Annotated in this window: 10 protein-coding genes and 1 rRNA gene; 9 read left to right on the plus strand and 2 right to left on the minus strand. The window is 52.0% G+C overall.

Going from position 1 to position 16,045, the window contains the following annotated elements:
* The first annotated feature begins 481 nt into the window (after positions 1–481).
* The 3 genes from BAQU_RS00740 (at position 482) to BAQU_RS00750 (ending at position 7,121) form a co-directional block, all read left to right on the plus strand.
* Entirely contained in the window at positions 482–2,350 is a 1,869-nt protein-coding gene (locus tag BAQU_RS00740; RefSeq protein WP_094692158.1) for an alpha-glucosidase, read from the plus strand.
* A 282-nt stretch (positions 2,351–2,632) separates the two neighbouring features.
* Positions 2,633–5,026 carry a trehalose-phosphatase gene (gene otsB, locus BAQU_RS00745; protein ID WP_094692159.1) on the plus strand — a complete coding sequence of 798 codons (2,394 nt, stop codon included), beginning with the start codon at positions 2,633–2,635 and terminating at the stop codon, positions 5,024–5,026.
* A gap of 217 nt (positions 5,027–5,243) precedes the next feature.
* The gene (locus tag BAQU_RS00750) at positions 5,244–7,121 is read left to right on the plus strand and encodes an alpha-glucosidase (RefSeq protein ID WP_094692160.1); all 1,878 of its coding nucleotides are present in this window, start codon (positions 5,244–5,246) and stop codon (positions 7,119–7,121) included.
* Between the two features lie 143 nt (positions 7,122–7,264).
* Here BAQU_RS00750 and ilvA read toward each other — a convergent pair whose 3' ends face one another.
* The gene (ilvA, locus tag BAQU_RS00755; protein WP_094692161.1) at positions 7,265–8,527 is read right to left on the minus strand and encodes a threonine ammonia-lyase; all 1,263 of its coding nucleotides are present in this window, start codon (positions 8,525–8,527) and stop codon (positions 7,265–7,267) included.
* A 378-nt stretch (positions 8,528–8,905) separates the two neighbouring features.
* Here ilvA and BAQU_RS00760 point away from each other — a divergent pair, with 378 nt between their 5' ends.
* The 5 genes from BAQU_RS00760 (at position 8,906) to BAQU_RS00780 (ending at position 14,064) form a co-directional block, all read left to right on the plus strand.
* Positions 8,906–9,982, plus strand: coding sequence for an iron-siderophore ABC transporter substrate-binding protein (locus tag BAQU_RS00760; RefSeq protein WP_158215594.1), 1,077 nt, complete (start codon positions 8,906–8,908; stop codon positions 9,980–9,982).
* A 98-nt stretch (positions 9,983–10,080) separates the two neighbouring features.
* Complete coding sequence (locus BAQU_RS00765) at positions 10,081–11,097, plus strand: FecCD family ABC transporter permease (protein ID WP_211277058.1); 1,017 nt, start codon at positions 10,081–10,083, stop codon at positions 11,095–11,097.
* Positions 11,098–11,108: 11 nt separating this feature from the next.
* Entirely contained in the window at positions 11,109–12,140 is a 1,032-nt protein-coding gene (locus BAQU_RS00770) for a FecCD family ABC transporter permease (RefSeq protein ID WP_094692163.1), read from the plus strand.
* Positions 12,137–13,018, plus strand: coding sequence for an ABC transporter ATP-binding protein (locus BAQU_RS00775; RefSeq protein WP_094692164.1), 882 nt, complete (start codon positions 12,137–12,139; stop codon positions 13,016–13,018). Before BAQU_RS00770 ends, BAQU_RS00775 begins: the two co-directional genes overlap by 4 nt.
* Complete coding sequence (locus BAQU_RS00780; protein WP_094692165.1) at positions 13,015–14,064, plus strand: siderophore-interacting protein; 1,050 nt, start codon at positions 13,015–13,017, stop codon at positions 14,062–14,064. Before BAQU_RS00775 ends, BAQU_RS00780 begins: the two co-directional genes overlap by 4 nt.
* A gap of 12 nt (positions 14,065–14,076) precedes the next feature.
* Here the strand turns inward: BAQU_RS00780 and BAQU_RS00785 are convergent, their stop codons facing one another.
* A complete protein-coding gene (locus BAQU_RS00785) occupies positions 14,077–14,838 on the minus strand; it encodes a Sir2 family NAD-dependent protein deacetylase (protein WP_094692166.1) in 762 nt (253 codons plus the stop codon).
* Positions 14,839–15,514: 676 nt separating this feature from the next.
* Between BAQU_RS00785 and BAQU_RS00790 the strand changes: the two genes are divergently transcribed.
* A 16S ribosomal RNA gene (locus BAQU_RS00790) occupies positions 15,515–16,045 on the plus strand; the annotation flags it as partial.

The raw sequence follows: 16,045 nt of genomic DNA on the forward strand, positions 1-16,045 counted from the left end.
GGCCTCCACAGGCCGTGAGGAAATATTGAGTCCCGCCCTTAAGGCGGGTCCCAAATTGCTGGAGCCGTCAAATGAACAGCCCGGTGGGCTGTTCATAGGCGCCGTGAGCAGCCCTAAGGCTGCGAAGATTGTGCGTAGCACAATAATCAGCGTGGATGATGTGTTCCTGTTGGGTTATGCTGCGTAGGCTCGGTGAGCAGCCCTAAGCCTGCGAAGCTAACCGCTCCGCGGTTACTGGCTGCGAAGATTGTGCGTAGCACAATAATCAGCGGATACTACCTTCCCACCCGACAATAGTAATTAACCGCAAGGGGTACCAATCGATTTTTGCGCCCAGTGCTGTGCGATCATGAATATTCCGAGCCTTCACCGTTTCTACTTTACGAATGCTCAGAGGGTTGCATTGCTGTAGGCGACAAAAATTGAGCAGTTCCCCTTTTTAATGTCCAAAATCTCAAGTCAAGTAAGGAAAGTGAGTGGAATGACTACACAACAGCGTGTCTTTATATCGGATTCGACTCGTACGAATGGTGAAACCCCGAACCCTTGGTGGACCAACGCCGTGGTGTATCAGATTTATCCAAGAAGTTTCCAGGATTCAAATGGTGATGGATTGGGCGACATTCCAGGCATTACTTCGCGCCTTGATTATCTGCAGGAACTTGGCGTAGATGTAATCTGGCTCAGCCCTGTATATAGGTCTCCTCAGGACGACAACGGATACGACATCTCTGACTATCAAGACATCGATCCAATGTTCGGTACCTTGGATGACATGGATGAGCTAATTGCTCAGGCACATCATCGTGGCATCAAGATTGTCATGGATCTGGTGGTGAACCATACTTCTGATGAGCACGCCTGGTTCCAAGCTTCGCGTGATCGCAACGATGAGCATGCAGACTGGTACTGGTGGCGTGACGCCCGTCCCGGAGCAACTCCTGGAGAACCAGGTGCCGAGCCCAACGCATGGGGATCCTACTTCGGCGGTTCTGCGTGGGAATACGACGAGGAGCGCGGGCAGTATTACTTCCATCAGTTCTCCCGCAAGCAGCCCGATCTGAACTGGGAAAATCCAGCAGTTCGCAATGCGGTATACGCCATGATGAATTGGTGGATGGATCGTGGCATCGACGGATTCCGCATGGATGTCATCGTCTTGATTTCTAAATTCATGGATGCACATGGCCGTCTGCCCGGCGAGGCGGGAAGTCAGTTGGAAGATAATCCCGTTGGTCCGGAAGGTTTCTCAGACCCATCCGTATTCTGCTGTGATGGTCCCAGACTTGAAGAATTTCTTAAGGAAATGCGGCGCGAAGTATTCAGCAAACGAGAAGGATACCTCACTGTTGGTGAGGCACCAGGGCTGAAGGCTGCAAGAACTGGGGATATAACTGATCCTGAGAATAAAGAATTGGATATGCTATTTCTCTTTGAGCAGGTCGGCATTGACCAAGGTGCTTCGAAGTGGGATGTCTTGCCGTTTGAAGTAAAAAAATTGCGAACCGTCATGTCAAATCAGCAGGAAGCAGTTCGCAAGGCCGGCTGGGCAAGCTTGTATTTCGATAATCATGATCAGCCTCGGGTGGTTTCGCGGTGGGGAGACACGTCAACCGAAGAGCTGCGTTCCCGGTCTGCAAAGGCGCTTGGTCTGCTTCTTCACATGCATCGCGGCACGCCCTACATCTATCAGGGTGAAGAACTGGGCATGACGAATGCTGGTTTCACCAAGCTTGATCAATATCGAGACATTGAGTCCCTTGACCTATATCGTCAACGTGTCGTGGAGGCAAAAGTGCAGTCCTCCGAATCCATGCTTCATGCGATGGGGGTGATGGGTCGAGATAATGCGCGTACCCCTATGCAATGGGATTCGACCAAATATGCAGGTTTTACAGCCTCGTATGCTCCAACCGAGCCATGGATATCCGTCAATCCCAACCACGATGTGATCAACGCACAGCGTGAGGGTAAGGATGACAACTCTGTTCTTGCATTCTATAGGCAGCTCATCGCTTTGCGTCACTCCAATGTGCTTGTTTCCGCCGGAGAATGGGATCTTCTCGATGCAGATGATCCCAATGTCTATGCGTTTACACGCTCTCTTCCGGGAAACACCAATGATCAAGGCAAGATGCTGGTCGTCGTGAACGTATCATCGCAGTCTTCACGTCTTCCAGAGCAGACTGCAAAGTTGCTGGGAGTCGATGCATCTTCTTCGACACTCTCTTCTATGGGCGGAATCAATTCGGATAATGTGGTGCTCAGCACGTACTCTGCAGAGCAGACAGCGGCATCATTGCTCACAGGATCGCTTTCTCCTTGGGAAGGTTTCATCTACACCCTCTGAATGTGAAAGTGCTTGATTGTTAGGGTTTTGCAAAGCTCCAGGCTGAGTCTCATCGAGTTCGTCGCTCAGCCTGGATTGCGCTTCCGGTGCAGCGCCGCATTGATTGCTGCGCGGTGTTCAATGTTGATAGTTCGGCACGGGATTTGGCGTGTCCTTTACCAGATGTCTCTCAACCCGAGATTGCGATGTGCTATAGCTTAACTTGAGAAGGACTCAAACACGAGAAGCTCACATTGAGCAGCTGGATGGGGCTATTTCCACCGGCAACCGGGGAGGATTTTCATGTCAAGACTCATAATAGTTTCAAATCGACTGCCTTTTTCGATGGAAGAGACCCAAGACAAAACATTTACATTGAGGCAGAATGTCGGTGGTCTGGCAACGGCGATCGGTCCATATCATAAGGCGCATCGCGATAGCATCTGGGTTGGTTGGAGTGGCATCGATGCATCCAATCACACAAAATCGGAAATCGAAAGCATCAAGAAGGAGTTCTCGCAACGGCGCTGTGTACCGATCTTCCTCAGGAAATCAGAGGTCAAGGGTTACTACGCGGGTTTCTCCAATGATACTTTGTGGCCGTTGCTTCACGATTTCGCTCATCAGGCAAATTTTGACGAAGAGACATTCAAAATCTATACGGCCGTGAACAAGAAGTTCGCAGACAAGGTTGCTCCGCTCATTCATAAGGGCGACACCATCTGGATTCAGGATTATCATCTGATGCTTCTTCCTCAGATGCTGCGCAAGCGTTTTCCGGAGGCATCCATCGGCTGGTTTTTGCATGTTCCATTTCCCAGTCCGGAAATTTTCCGCTCGCTGCCATGGAGCCGTGATATTCTCAACGGAATTCTGGGAGCTGATCTGGTTGGTTTCCACACTGTTGACTACGCGCATAGTTTTAATGCCTCAGTCAAGCTTCTGCTTGATAAGGATGTGGATGAACAAGGTCATATCGAGATGGAGGATGGTCGTAGGAGCACCATCGACGCATTCCCGATTGGCATTGACTACAATCTTTATCGCAGGACCTCGCGTTCCAATCTCGCGACGGAAATGCGCAGAGGTATAGAAGCGGTATGTGGCAAACGAACCGTTCAACGCTATGCGACATCGTTGACTGCAGAAAGTAATGCGGCGACCGAGGCCTCTACCAAGGAAGGCGCATGGTGGAGCCATTATTCGCGCGAAGACCTGCCAGAGCTGGCTCTGGCAAATTCGGCTGCTGCCAACAGTCCGAAGCCGAACAAGGTCATTGTTTCCATTGATCGGCTCGACTATACCAAGGGCATTCCAGAACGCTTGCGCGCCTTTGAGCAGATGCTCGACAAATATCCGGAATGGATTGGACACGTTACTTACTATCTGTTGGCAACCCCGTCGCGTGAAAACGTTCCAACATATAAGCGTTTGAAGGAGCAAGTCGACCAGCTGGTCGGCCAGATCAACGGTAAATACTCGCTGCTTTCATGGAATCCCATCCACTACATCACCCGCTCACTGCCGATCAAGCCTGTGTGCGGTATCTATGCTGCCGGAGATGTCGCTTTGGTGACACCGCTTCGAGACGGCATGAATCTCGTGGCAAAGGAATACCTGGCTTGTCACGATGGTCGCGCAGGAGCATTGGTGCTTTCTGATATGTGCGGTGCGGCTCGCGAATTGGATCAAGCTTTCATTGTCAATCCATATGACACCTCTGCCGTGTGTGAGGCGCTCCACGAGGCACTGGAAATCTCGAACGAGGAGTCAAGGCGTCGCAACATTGCCATGCAGGCACGTTTGAAGTTCAGAACAGCAGCTACATGGTGTACCGGGTTTTTGGCTTCACTTGCACAGGTTGCCGATTCCAGCCTTGCTGATAAACGTCTGCGTATGGATCAACGCAACGTCATCATGGAGCAGTGGGATGGTGCCAAGAAGCGTTTGTTGCTGCTGGACTATGATGGCACGCTCACACCGCTCGTTCGTACACCAGAGCGCGCAAAGCCTACGCATGGTCTGCGCGCTCTGATTCGACACGTTGCTTCGGATTCGGCGGTAAATCTCGTGATTGTTTCCGGGCGTTCACATGAAACCATGGATGAATGGTTTGGCGACCTGCCAGTCAGTCTGATTGCAGAGCATGGGGTCTGGCGAAGTGACTATGAGTCCAGGGAGGATGCCAATGAGGGTCGCAAGTGGACTCGCCTCGAAGGTCTGCCTGACGCAGAAGAGTGGAAGAGGCAGATCGGGCCAATTATGCAGGAATCAGTCGAGGCTCTCGCGAAATCGTTTATCGAGCACAAGGATGATGCCATGGCTTGGCATTATCGTCTGAGTGATCAGCACAAGGCGAATGATGAGCGTGTGAAACTGCTCGAAAAGCTTCGCGCAATCACCGGTAAGCTCGGGTTGATGGTCATGGAAAATTCCAAGGTCGTTGAGGTCTGCCCAGTTGCCGTGAGCAAGGGCCAGGCTGTATCTCCGATTATTGAGAGCGGAGACTATGACTTCATGCTTGCCGCTGGCGATGACTCGACGGACGAGACCATGTTCGCAGTCATGCCTGAGAACTCGTGGAGCATCAAGGTTGGTGCAGGAATCACACGCGCTCATTCTCGACTTCTGAATTCTGCATCTGTTCAGAGGCTGCTTGGGTATCTTGCAGCTGAGTCAGATGCCACCCGCGAGTGATGATTGTGTGAGGAGAAATCGCCATCATGCTAGAGCACTGTTCTTGCAGTGCGAAATCTCGTAAAACTATGGCTTTATACAGTCTGTAGCATCTACTATTGTCGTTGTTTCGTTATGTGACGCAATGGGTCCATGTGGAAGAGATTCCGTCAGTGGATTCGTTGCGCCACTTTCGACAGTAATGCCAGGTTGCTAAAGCCGTTATGAGATGAGGGATATGACTGACGAGCAGCGCATATATCTTCCGGATTCAATCCGTACGAATGGTGAGACGCCTAACCCTTGGTGGACGAATGCCGTCGTGTATCAGATATATCCAAGAAGCTTTCAGGACTCCAATGGTGATGGCGTGGGCGATATCCCCGGCATCACCTCGCGCCTGGATTATCTTGCGGATTTAGGTATCGACGTCATCTGGCTGAGTCCCGTATTTAAATCTCCCCAGGACGACAATGGTTACGATATTTCGGATTATCGTGCCATCGATCCTGTTTTCGGCAACCTTTACGACATGGACGATCTGATTGCGGGAGTCCACGAGCGCGGCATGAAAATCATCATGGATCTGGTGGTGAACCATACCTCTGATCAACATGCATGGTTCCAGGCCTCCCGCAGGAGCATTGATGGATATACCGATTGGTATTGGTGGCGTCCGCCGAAGGAGGGGCATGTTCCTGGAACTCCTGGCGCTGAGCCCAATAATTGGGGTTCTGATTTCGGGGGTTCGGCGTGGGAATTCGACTCAGACCGCGGCGAATACTATCTGCACTCATTCTCACCCAAGCAGCCTGATCTGAACTGGGAGAATCCGAATGTGCGGCAGGCCATCTTCGATATGATGAACTGGTGGATGGACCGTGGCATCGATGGCTTCCGCATGGATGTCATCACCCTGATCTCGAAGCCCGTTCTCGAAGACGGCACGCTCCCTGACGGCGAGCCAGGCGAAGATGGGTACGCCAATTCGCAGAAGGTCGCAGCCGATGGGCCAAGACTCGATGAGTTTCTTTCACAGATGCGTCGCGAGGTCTTCGACGGACGTGACGGCACGTTGACAGTAGGTGAAGCCCCAGGCATTTCGCCGGATAGAGATAGACATATCACCGATCCAGCCAACGGCGAACTCGACATGCTCTTCCTTTTCAGACATGTTGAGTTCGACGAGAATGGCAGTAAGTGGAATCCTCTGCCTTTGAACATCGTGCCTCTCAAACAGATCATGACCCGCGCTCAGAGTGCAGTGAAAGACGTGGGCTGGAGCAGTCTCTTCTTTAATAATCATGATCAGCCCAGGGTCGTCTCACGGTGGGGAGATACATCCAGCGACGATCTTCGACGGTACTCAGCGAAGGCCATTGGGCTCATACTGCATATGCATCGTGGTACCCCATATGTGTATCAAGGCGAGGAGCTTGGCATGACCAATGCCGGATTCACTGCACTTGACCAATATCGCGATATAGAATCTCTCGATCTCTATCGCGTGCGCGTGCTTTCCATGCATCTTTCCACCCATGATCAGATGATTGATGCACTCGGTCGCCGTAGCCGAGACAATGCGCGTACGCCAATGCAATGGGATGGCAGCCGTTATGCCGGATTTATGAGTCCAAACGGTGATAAGCACCCGTGGCTTCCGGTGAACATCAACAAGCAATACATCAATGTTCGTAATGATCAGCGCAATCCGAATTCCGTGCTTACCTTCTACAAGGAAATGATTCACTTGCGTCATAGCGATCCAGTCGTCGCCGCAGGAGACTTCACGCTGCTTGACGCAGATGATCAGCGCGTGTATGCGTTCACCCGATCGATTCCCATAATCGATATGCCGGGTCATGCCGATGGAGTATCACATGGTTCTGAGGATGTTGATCGTATTGTCGTAATAGCTAATCTCACGAGTCGAACAGCGCAGATTCCGCCCGAGACAGCGAAAACAATCGGCCTTGATCCTTCATGGTCGATCGTTGCGGAAGGCATGATTGATCAGGATCGCGTGCTCATCAGCAACTATTCGGCGGATCACTCTGCCACAGCACTCGTTACAGGTCGACTTTCCCCTTGGGAGGCCTTTGTCTACCGCGTTTAGCCGAGTATTTTGTTCATTGTGAACTTATCAAAGTATAAATGCTCGCAGATGGTTTCATTGGCAGATGAAGAAGCCAAAAATCTGTGTTTATACATCGCGAAGTTCACAATGAGCGAGTGCACAGTCGAAAAAGCCATCAACAATCAGTATTCCTGCCTCACTCGGAAGCCTTTCGTGCGCAGCGTATCCAGAATCAGTGCAATATGATCCGGTCCATTCGTTTCGACCGTCACCTCGAGCAGTACACCGTTGCGATAATGTCCCGAAGCCTTGAACTGATCATGGTTGAGTTCAATAACATTGGCTCGAAGCGTTGCAAGAAGATTGGCAATGGCTGCCAATTGCCCTGGCACATCAGGTAGCTCCACCCCAAACTGCATGATTCTTCCGCGCGAAATCATACTGCGCTGAATGACTGCCCCAATCGTGACGGTGTCAATGTTCCCTCCCGAGAGGATGGGGACAATCACATGCTTGCCCGGTGCCGATTGGAAGACCTGGCTTGTGGAGAGCCGGTTCAATGCAGCCAGAGCAACAGCGCCGGCAGCCTCAACAACCAGCTTGTGTTTCTCAAGCATCAGGAGGATCATCTCGGAAATGTCGCGCTCGCTCACCATGACGAGATCATCGAGATATCGATTCAGCAGGCTGAAGGTCAGATCGCCTGGTCTTTTAACGGCAACGCCTTCTGCAGAGGTATTCACGCTTGTGGCTTCAACCACGTGTCCTGCGGCAAATGAGTCATGCCAGGCGGGAGAACCTTCCGGAGTCGCACCAATCACATGCACATCCGGCTTGAAATTCTTCACGGCCATGGCAATGCCTGCAGCCAGACCGCCGCCCCCCATTGGTACGACGATGTCAGTTACGTCAGGTACATCGTTGAGTATTTCCAAGGCAATGGTGCCTTGCCCACAGATGACGTCATAATCATCGAAGGGATGAACAAAGGTGATGTCGTTGTCTTCCGCCTGACTGACAGCATATGCAAAGCTTTCATCGAATACGGTGCCTTCGAGCACCACATCGGCTCCATAGGCTCGCGTCGCATCCACCTTGAGTGGCGGAGTGATCTGTGGCATTACGATAGTGGCCTTCGCTCCGCGCTCGCGAGCCGCGTATGCGACTCCCTGTGCATGGTTGCCTGCCGAAGCGGTGATGATGCCCTTGTCGAGCTGACTTTGTGACAGTGACGCAATCTTGTTGTATGCGCCACGAATCTTGAACGACCCTGTGCGCTGCAGGTTCTCAGGTTTCAGGTTGATTGAGAAACCGCTCATCTCGCTCAAAATCTGTGAAGGAATAATGTCCGTATGACGAACGGTTCCCGAAAGCCGTTGCACCGCCTGATTCAGATCTTCAACATGGTTTCTGGAGAGAAACGTCTCAATTTGTTCAGATTGCATGTCTCATATTATGAACCACATATCAGCCACGACACCCGCATGATGTCAAGACTTGAGACGGATGCTCATACAATCCGCCGATCAACATGCTCCAGGCCTACTCCCACTCCCACGAGCAACCGCTTTACCCCGCTTGCAACAAAAAATCAAGACTGTTGGAAGCGCAACATATTTGCTAGATTGCAGGTGCAGAAGGATTGTGGACAACTTTTCCATACAATCCATGACAAGGCACCTCACGGGGTGTCTTCGGCAGTTTCGTGCACACGCAGTTTTCGCGAAACCGAAGACTTTGAAAAGATAATACAGAGAGAGGGGCCGTTGATGTCGCTGGCAGACCAAGCACATTTCACTGGTAATTCGTGCGAGGAAACTGAGATGAATCACTACGATTCCACCGTCAAACCAGGCAGAATGAATCGTGCCACGAGATCGTCGAGATTGATCATGGCAGGAATCATGGCACTGGGCTTAGGGTTGACAGCAGCATGCGGGTCAGCTGGGAATGCCTTGTCTTCAAGCGACTCCGGCTCCACAAGCGGATATCCAGTTACCATCAGGAATGCTTATGGTTCGGTCACGCTCAAGAGCAAGCCAACTCGTATCTCAACCGTTGGATGGACAACCTATGACGCAGTGCTTTCACTCGGTGTAATCCCCGTTGATATGCCTAAGATGTCAGACGGCGATGCACAGAACGGCATGTACAGCTGGACTTCCGCAAAGTTGAAGGAGCTTGGCGGGACCGGCAGCAAGGCACCCAAATTGCATGATGAATCAGACAGCATTGATACTGAGGCCATTGCATCCAGCAACCCAGACCTGATCGTAGCGACACAATCCGGCATCACCAAGCAGCAATACCAGACCTTGAGCAAGATTGCTCCAACCCTGGCCTACCCGAAGGAAGCATGGGCAACACCTTGGCGCGACGTCGTCACCATTGCAGCGAAGGCACTGAACATGCAAAACAAGGGCAAGCAGGTGCTCGCCAATGATGAGGCTGCAATCAAGAAAGCTGTCGACGCCAAGCCGAACATCAAGGGCAAGACGGCTGCGGTCATGTATTTCGATACCACCAAGCTCTCGACTGTCAGTGTCTACACCACGCTCGATACGCGTCCTGAATTCCTCAACGATCTCGGACTCAAGACGCCGGCATCAGTGAAGAAGATCTCCGCCAGCACCAAATCCTTCTATAAGGATATTTCCAGTGAGAATGTTGATGAGCTCAACGACGTAGACATCATCGTCACATACGGCGATAGCTCGACTCTCAAGACGCTGCAGGCGGATCCCCTTATCGGCAAGATCCCTGCGGTCAAGCGTGGATCCGTCGTGGTCATAGATACCAATTCTGCCCTGGAATCGGCAATTGCACCATCATCGCTTTCGATCCCTGCAACCGTGGATCAATATGTCGGACTCCTTTCGAAGGCAGCGGATACAATCTGATGAGCGTTTGCGGCCTCGATCGGTGCTCTGCCTGTTGTTCTGGAATGATGGAGTGCCACATGTGCTTCGAGGCACGTAGATGAGACAGTGAATGGGGAATGAATACCGTGTCGAGATCAAGGAATGGCCATCTGATGCTATTCCTCTGCTTGGGATGTGTCACACTCGTGATTTTAAGCCTGGTGTCTGTCGCAATTGGTTCTCGAACCATACCCTTGAATGAGGTGTTTCACGCATTTTCAGACCCAGCTGATTCCAGCGTTTCAGCAGCAGCGGCAAGATTACGTGTTCCTCGAACGATACTTGGAATTCTTGCGGGGGTCGCGCTCGCTGTTGCTGGAACCCTGATGCAGGGCATGACGAGAAATCCTCTTGCAGACCCCTCAATTCTGGGATTGAACAGCGGAGCGGCATTCGCCATAGTTGTATCCATGGCATTTTTCGGCTTGAACACTCCAAAGCAGTTTATCTGGGTGGCTCTGATCGGCTCAGCAATTGCGGCTCTTGCCGTGTGGCTGCTCGGTTCAATGGGTCCAAGCGGTGCAACTATTCTGAAGCTTACGCTTGCCGGAGCGGTCGTGACCGCCATGCTTTCCTCACTCACCTCAGCCATTCTGCTTCCTCGCATTCAGGTGATTTCAACCTATCGTTTCTGGCAGGTAGGCGGTCTTTCAGGAGCACGGTTTGCCTTGATGGTTCCTGTGCTTCCCATGCTCATAGGTGGCCTGACTCTTGCGCTCCTTACAATTCCAGGTATCAATGCCCTTGCCATGGGCGATGAACTCGCAGAGGGTCTGGGAAGTCGAGTGAAATTTACCCGCGGTGTTGCTTGGATTGCAGCTGTGTTGCTCTCGGCCGGAACAACATCCTTGGCAGGACCAATCGGATTCGTCGGTCTGGTTGTTCCCCATGCTGCGCGGCTGCTTGTCGGTTCGGATTATCGCCACATTCTCGCCGCTTCAGCAGTTCTCGGACCAATCTTGCTGCTTGCCGCCGATATCATAGGCCGTGTTCTCACACGTCCCTCCGATGTCGAAGTTGGCATTGTCACCGCCATCATCGGTGCTCCATTCTTCATTATTCTTGCCCGCGGACGAATGCTTCGTCAGGTTTGAAGGCAGATATCATGAACCAAACAAACGACGAAAAGTCCGTTGCTCTCCGAGCATCATTCAAACGTGCAGTGATGGTGATTGTCTCACTGTTCATTCTTGCCCTGGTGCTTCTCTATATTGACATCATCTTTGGAGACTCCCTGTACTCATTCACTGATGTGATGGATGTCATCGCGAGCCGTGCTCCTTCCGGCATCACCTTCGTGATAGGTGAGCTCAGACTGCCGCGAGCCTTGACGGCTTTTGCCTGTGGTGCGCTGTTCGGCATGGCTGGAGCCAGCTTTCAGCGGTTGCTGCATAATCCGCTTGCCAGTCCAGATATCATCGGCATTACAGAAGGTGCGAATACGGCAGCTGTTTTCGGTATTGTCGTTCTCGGCATTTCAGGTCTGGAACTCAGTGCCTTCGCCATCGTTGGCGGTCTCACCACAGCGATTGTCGTCGCCTTGCTGACCTTCCATCATGGATTTGCCCCTCAGCGTTTGGTATTGGTTGGTATTGCCATCGGAGCCATGCTCAACGCTATCGGCTCGTGGATGCTGATTCGAGCTGACCAGTGGGATATTCAGTCCGCATCACGCTGGCTAACCGGCAGTCTTGCCGACTCGGATTGGACATATGTGATCATTACCATGATTACGCTCGCCATTGGCCTGATCGCCGTCATGCCGTTAAGTCGTCAGCTCGATATGCTGCGCCTTGGGGACGATGTCGCGGCCGGGCTTGGTGTGAAGGTTGGTCTTTCACGAGCTGCGATTGTCATCATTGCTGTGCTGATGCTCTCCATTGCGACCAGTGCTGTTGGTCCTATTGCATTCGTGTCTTTCCTCGCCGGACCAATCGCTGTGCGCCTGATTCATTCAGGTTCCTCTGCGATTGCCACATCCGGTTTGGTGGGATCTTGCCTCGTGCTTGGCTCTGATGTCATTGCGCAGCATGCAACCGGTACACAATTCCCAGTCGGCGTGGTCACCAGCGTTATTGGCGGACCTGTTCTTGTCGTGCTTATGTACTTTTCCATGCGGAAGGAGTCACAGCTATGAAGTTACCGGAGATTCCAACGGATCCGTTGAACCATGGACAGCAACAGTCTCAGTCGGCAAGCCTTTCGGCGCAGAAGATCAGTGTCGCCTACGGCACGCATCTGGCCGTCAATGGGGTCGATCTTGATGCTCATGGTGGGCAGATAGGCGCAATTATCGGTGCGAATGGCTGCGGCAAGTCAACCTTCCTGCGCGCTTTGGCCCGCCTGGTGAAGCCGCAGGGAGGCACAGTCATTCTCAACGGCCACGATATTGCAAAACTTCCCACCAAACGCGTCGCCACGCAGTTGGGAATATTGCCACAATCGCCCATCGCACCTGATGGCATCACGGTTTTCGATCTGGTTTCACGCGGTAGATATCCCTATCACAGATTTGGGTCACACTGGTCACGGCAGGATCAGGACGCCGTTGAGCACGCTCTCGAAGTCACTCATATGAGTGACTTCGCGGATCGCAGTGTTGACCAGCTTTCTGGAGGTCAGCGTCAGCGTGCGTGGATTGCTCTTACATTGGCTCAAGATACCGATATTGTTCTTCTCGATGAACCGACCACGTACCTGGATGTTGCCTACCAGCTTGAAGTTCTCGACTTGCTTGCCGATTTAAATGCAATCGATGGAATCATCATTATCATGGTCATTCACGATATCAATCTGGCAGCGCGATACGCCGACTGGATCCTTGCCATGAAAGATGGAACCTGCGACACCTTTGGCACTCCGAGTGAAGTCATTACGCCAGATGTAATCAGACGAGTATTCGGTATGGATGTGCGCATCATTCAGGATCCCGAAAGCAAAACGCCTATGATTATCGCCGATTCACGCCATGCTTTAGGGCCAAAGCGCGAAATCCTTGAGAAGGAGAAACTATGAATGCAGTTAGTGCATCACGCCATGAGATTGACAAGGATGATCGGCCAGGAGCAAGGCCGTATCGCGTCCATGTAGCACAACGCATCCAGCTTTCGCCGAGCTTCATCAGACTGGTGTTCGAAGGTGATGATCTCGTCGATTTCGGCACGGACGGTTTCGATCAGAGAATCAAACTTCTGCTGCCGCTCGAAGGCAATCGTTGGGGTGACCCTGACATGTGTTCGCCGCAGGCCATCCAACAAGGTTCATGGTGGGAGCGGTGGTGCGCGCTGCCGCCGAAGGACCGCAACCCCATGAGAACCTATACGATTCGGGCAATCGACCCGCAGTCCCGTCAGCTCACCGTTGATTGTGTGCTGCACTCGAATCCCGGACCTGCTGGTGCCTTCGTTCAAAAGGCACAGCCGGGTGATGAAATCTTCATCATCGGACCGGACGAGCATTCCATTCATTCTGCAGAGGGCATTGATTTTCACCCTGGGGATGCGAAGAATCTATTGCTGGTAGGCGATGAGACAGCGGTGCCAGGCATTGGCGGCATTCTGAATTCGCTTCATCATGTATCCTGGCATGGTCATGGCACGGCACTGCTGGAAATCCCTGATCCAGAGGACATTGCAGCGTTGAACCAGACCGAGGGCTTCCGCAACGCAGAAGAGCTGGGCTTTACCATTGATTGGGTGGCTCGGTCGTATCCCCATGATTCCAAAGATTCGGGAATCGAGCGCGGTGCAAGTCTGGTAACGCGAATGCGCACGTATGCTGCCACGAATCAGGCCATGCTCAATCAGAGAAGAGCATTGTCGAATGGTTCCTCAACCCAGCCCATTCCACTTGAATCCAGGGCGCTTGAAGATGTGGATGTCGATAAGGAGTTGCTCTGGGAAGCACCGGAATCGGCGATTGGTCGTCCGTTCTACTCATGGATGGCTGGTGAAGCTTCGGTTATCCGCACGCTTCGTCGCATGATCGTGCAGCAATACGGTGTTGAACGTTCAGCTGTGGCTTTCATGGGATATTGGCGAGCCGGCAAGCCAGAAATGTAAGACGGCTGCCGCTTATGCTGCAGTTTCTGCGGCAATGGTTTCGTCAACCAGCTTCGGTAGTGCGTTTTGGATCGGATCGTGAATCAGTCGCGATGCGATTGAATCGTATTGGGTATGGCCCATGTTCATTATCGTTACTGGCACGCCCGCCTGGGCAGCCACGGGTACCAGTGATGCTGCGGGGTAGACCTCGAGAGTGGAACCGATGGCCCAGAATTCATCTGCGGATGATGCCATCCGCATGCTTTTCTCCATTGCGCCGTCTGGTAATGCCTGGCCAAAATACACGACATCGGTTTTGATGATTCCGTTGCATGGCATATTGCCTTTGTATGGCAGCTTGCGGTGACAATGTGGATCCGGTTCGTTGTCCAGATTGTTCATGATGTCTGCGGTGTCATATTCTGCGCCGCACTTCATGCAGTGTGATGTACCGATGCTTCCATGAAGATTGACGATGACATCGTCGCTGTTGCCGGCCTTTTCGTGTAGGGCGTCGAAATTCTGAGTTGCGAGCAAGGTCAGCAGCCCAGCCTGCTCGAGTTTTGCCAGAGCCTTATGCGCAATGCCAGGCTGTGCTCCCCAGACGGGAGATTCCTTCTGCCAACGCCACGAGTATTCGCGTGATTCCTTGTCCGAAAGAAAGGAATCAATGTCATATACATTCATTTGCTCTGGGTGCTTCGTCCACACACCATGAGGACCGCGAAAGTCGGGAATGCCTGCAGATGTTGAAATGCCTGCACCTGTTAATACTGCAATCTTTTTAGCCATACTCAAGTCTTACCACGATGACGTGTGCTTACTGCGATGCCACGTGCGCTATTTCGGCGAGCGTGAAAGCATGGCTTGGCATCGTAAGTGTTTATGCCTTGCAGTTTTTGTATGTGCAACGGCAGCGCCACTCGATTTCCGAGCTTTGCATGGACTCGCTTTTCCCAAGAACTGCATGGTATCGAGTTCAAATAATGGAAATATCGTGTTAACCGTAGGCAGGTCATAATGAAGACGGCGACACGCCGTCAGACGAAGAATTTCAATCCTCTGGGTTGCTTTGATTTGGAGCGATCTGGTGGTTGCTCTATATTGGCGAAAATCTGACACGCCGAGGGAGACGTTTATTTACAACGTCTCTCAGCTTTATTGTACCCACCAAGATGCAAAACCATCTAAAAGAGAGTAGGCTTGTACTTCGCTGCTCAACACGGCGGACTTCTCCAAGTGAGAGAACAAAGCTTGTTGGTGTGGTGGTGGTTTGAGAACTCAAAAGCGTATTTGTACTACTTTTTATAGTCAATTAATTGCCAGTTCGGCATGAGCCTGGGGCTTTGGTTCTGGGTGTCTGGGAGGACTTAATGATTGCCGATTTTTTTGTGTGGTTTGTTCTTTTTTGAACGAATCCGTCAATATGAATTATTTTTGAGAGTCGTTTTTGGCTCTTCATGATTTTTTTGTGGAGGGTTTGATTCTGGCTCAGGATGAATGCTGGCGGCGTGCTTAACACATGCAAGTCGAACGGGATCCGAGGCGCTTGCGTCTTGGTGAGAGTGGCGAACGGGTGAGTAATGCGTGACTAACCTGCCTCATACTCTGGAATAGCTCCTGGAAACGGGTGGTAATGCCGGATGTTCCGATTTTCCGCATGGATTTTCGGGAAAGTGTTAGCGGTATGAGATGGTGTCGCGTCCTATCAGCTTGTTGGTGAGGTAATGGCTCACCAAGGCTTTGACGGGTAGCCGGCCTGAGAGGGCGACCGGCTACATTGGGACTGAGATACGGCCCAGACTCCTACGGGAGGCAGCAGTGGGGAATATTGCACAATGGGGGAAACCCTGATGCAGCGACGCCGCGTGCGGGATGACGGCCTTCGGGTTGTAAACCGCTTTTAATTGGGAGCAAGCGTGAGTGAGTGTACCTTTTGAATAAGCACCGGCTAACTACGTGCCAGCAGCCGCGGTAATACGTAGGGTGCAAGCATTAT

The organism is Bifidobacterium aquikefiri (genome assembly GCF_002259795.1).
Lineage (GTDB): Bacteria > Actinomycetota > Actinomycetes > Actinomycetales > Bifidobacteriaceae > Bombiscardovia > Bombiscardovia aquikefiri.

Coding starts and splice junctions, on each gene's coding strand:
- BAQU_RS00740 (WP_094692158.1), top strand. CDS start 482: ATGACTACACAACAGCGTGTCTTTATATCGGATTCGACTCGTACGAAT.
- otsB (WP_094692159.1), top strand. CDS start 2,633: ATGTCAAGACTCATAATAGTTTCAAATCGACTGCCTTTTTCGATGGAA.
- BAQU_RS00750 (WP_094692160.1), top strand. CDS start 5,244: ATGACTGACGAGCAGCGCATATATCTTCCGGATTCAATCCGTACGAAT.
- ilvA (WP_094692161.1), bottom strand. CDS start 8,527: ATGCAATCTGAACAAATTGAGACGTTTCTCTCCAGAAACCATGTTGAA.
- BAQU_RS00760 (WP_158215594.1), top strand. CDS start 8,906: ATGAATCACTACGATTCCACCGTCAAACCAGGCAGAATGAATCGTGCC.
- BAQU_RS00765 (WP_211277058.1), top strand. CDS start 10,081: ATGAATACCGTGTCGAGATCAAGGAATGGCCATCTGATGCTATTCCTC.
- BAQU_RS00770 (WP_094692163.1), top strand. CDS start 11,109: ATGAACCAAACAAACGACGAAAAGTCCGTTGCTCTCCGAGCATCATTC.
- BAQU_RS00775 (WP_094692164.1), top strand. CDS start 12,137: ATGAAGTTACCGGAGATTCCAACGGATCCGTTGAACCATGGACAGCAA.
- BAQU_RS00780 (WP_094692165.1), top strand. CDS start 13,015: ATGAATGCAGTTAGTGCATCACGCCATGAGATTGACAAGGATGATCGG.
- BAQU_RS00785 (WP_094692166.1), bottom strand. CDS start 14,838: ATGGCTAAAAAGATTGCAGTATTAACAGGTGCAGGCATTTCAACATCT.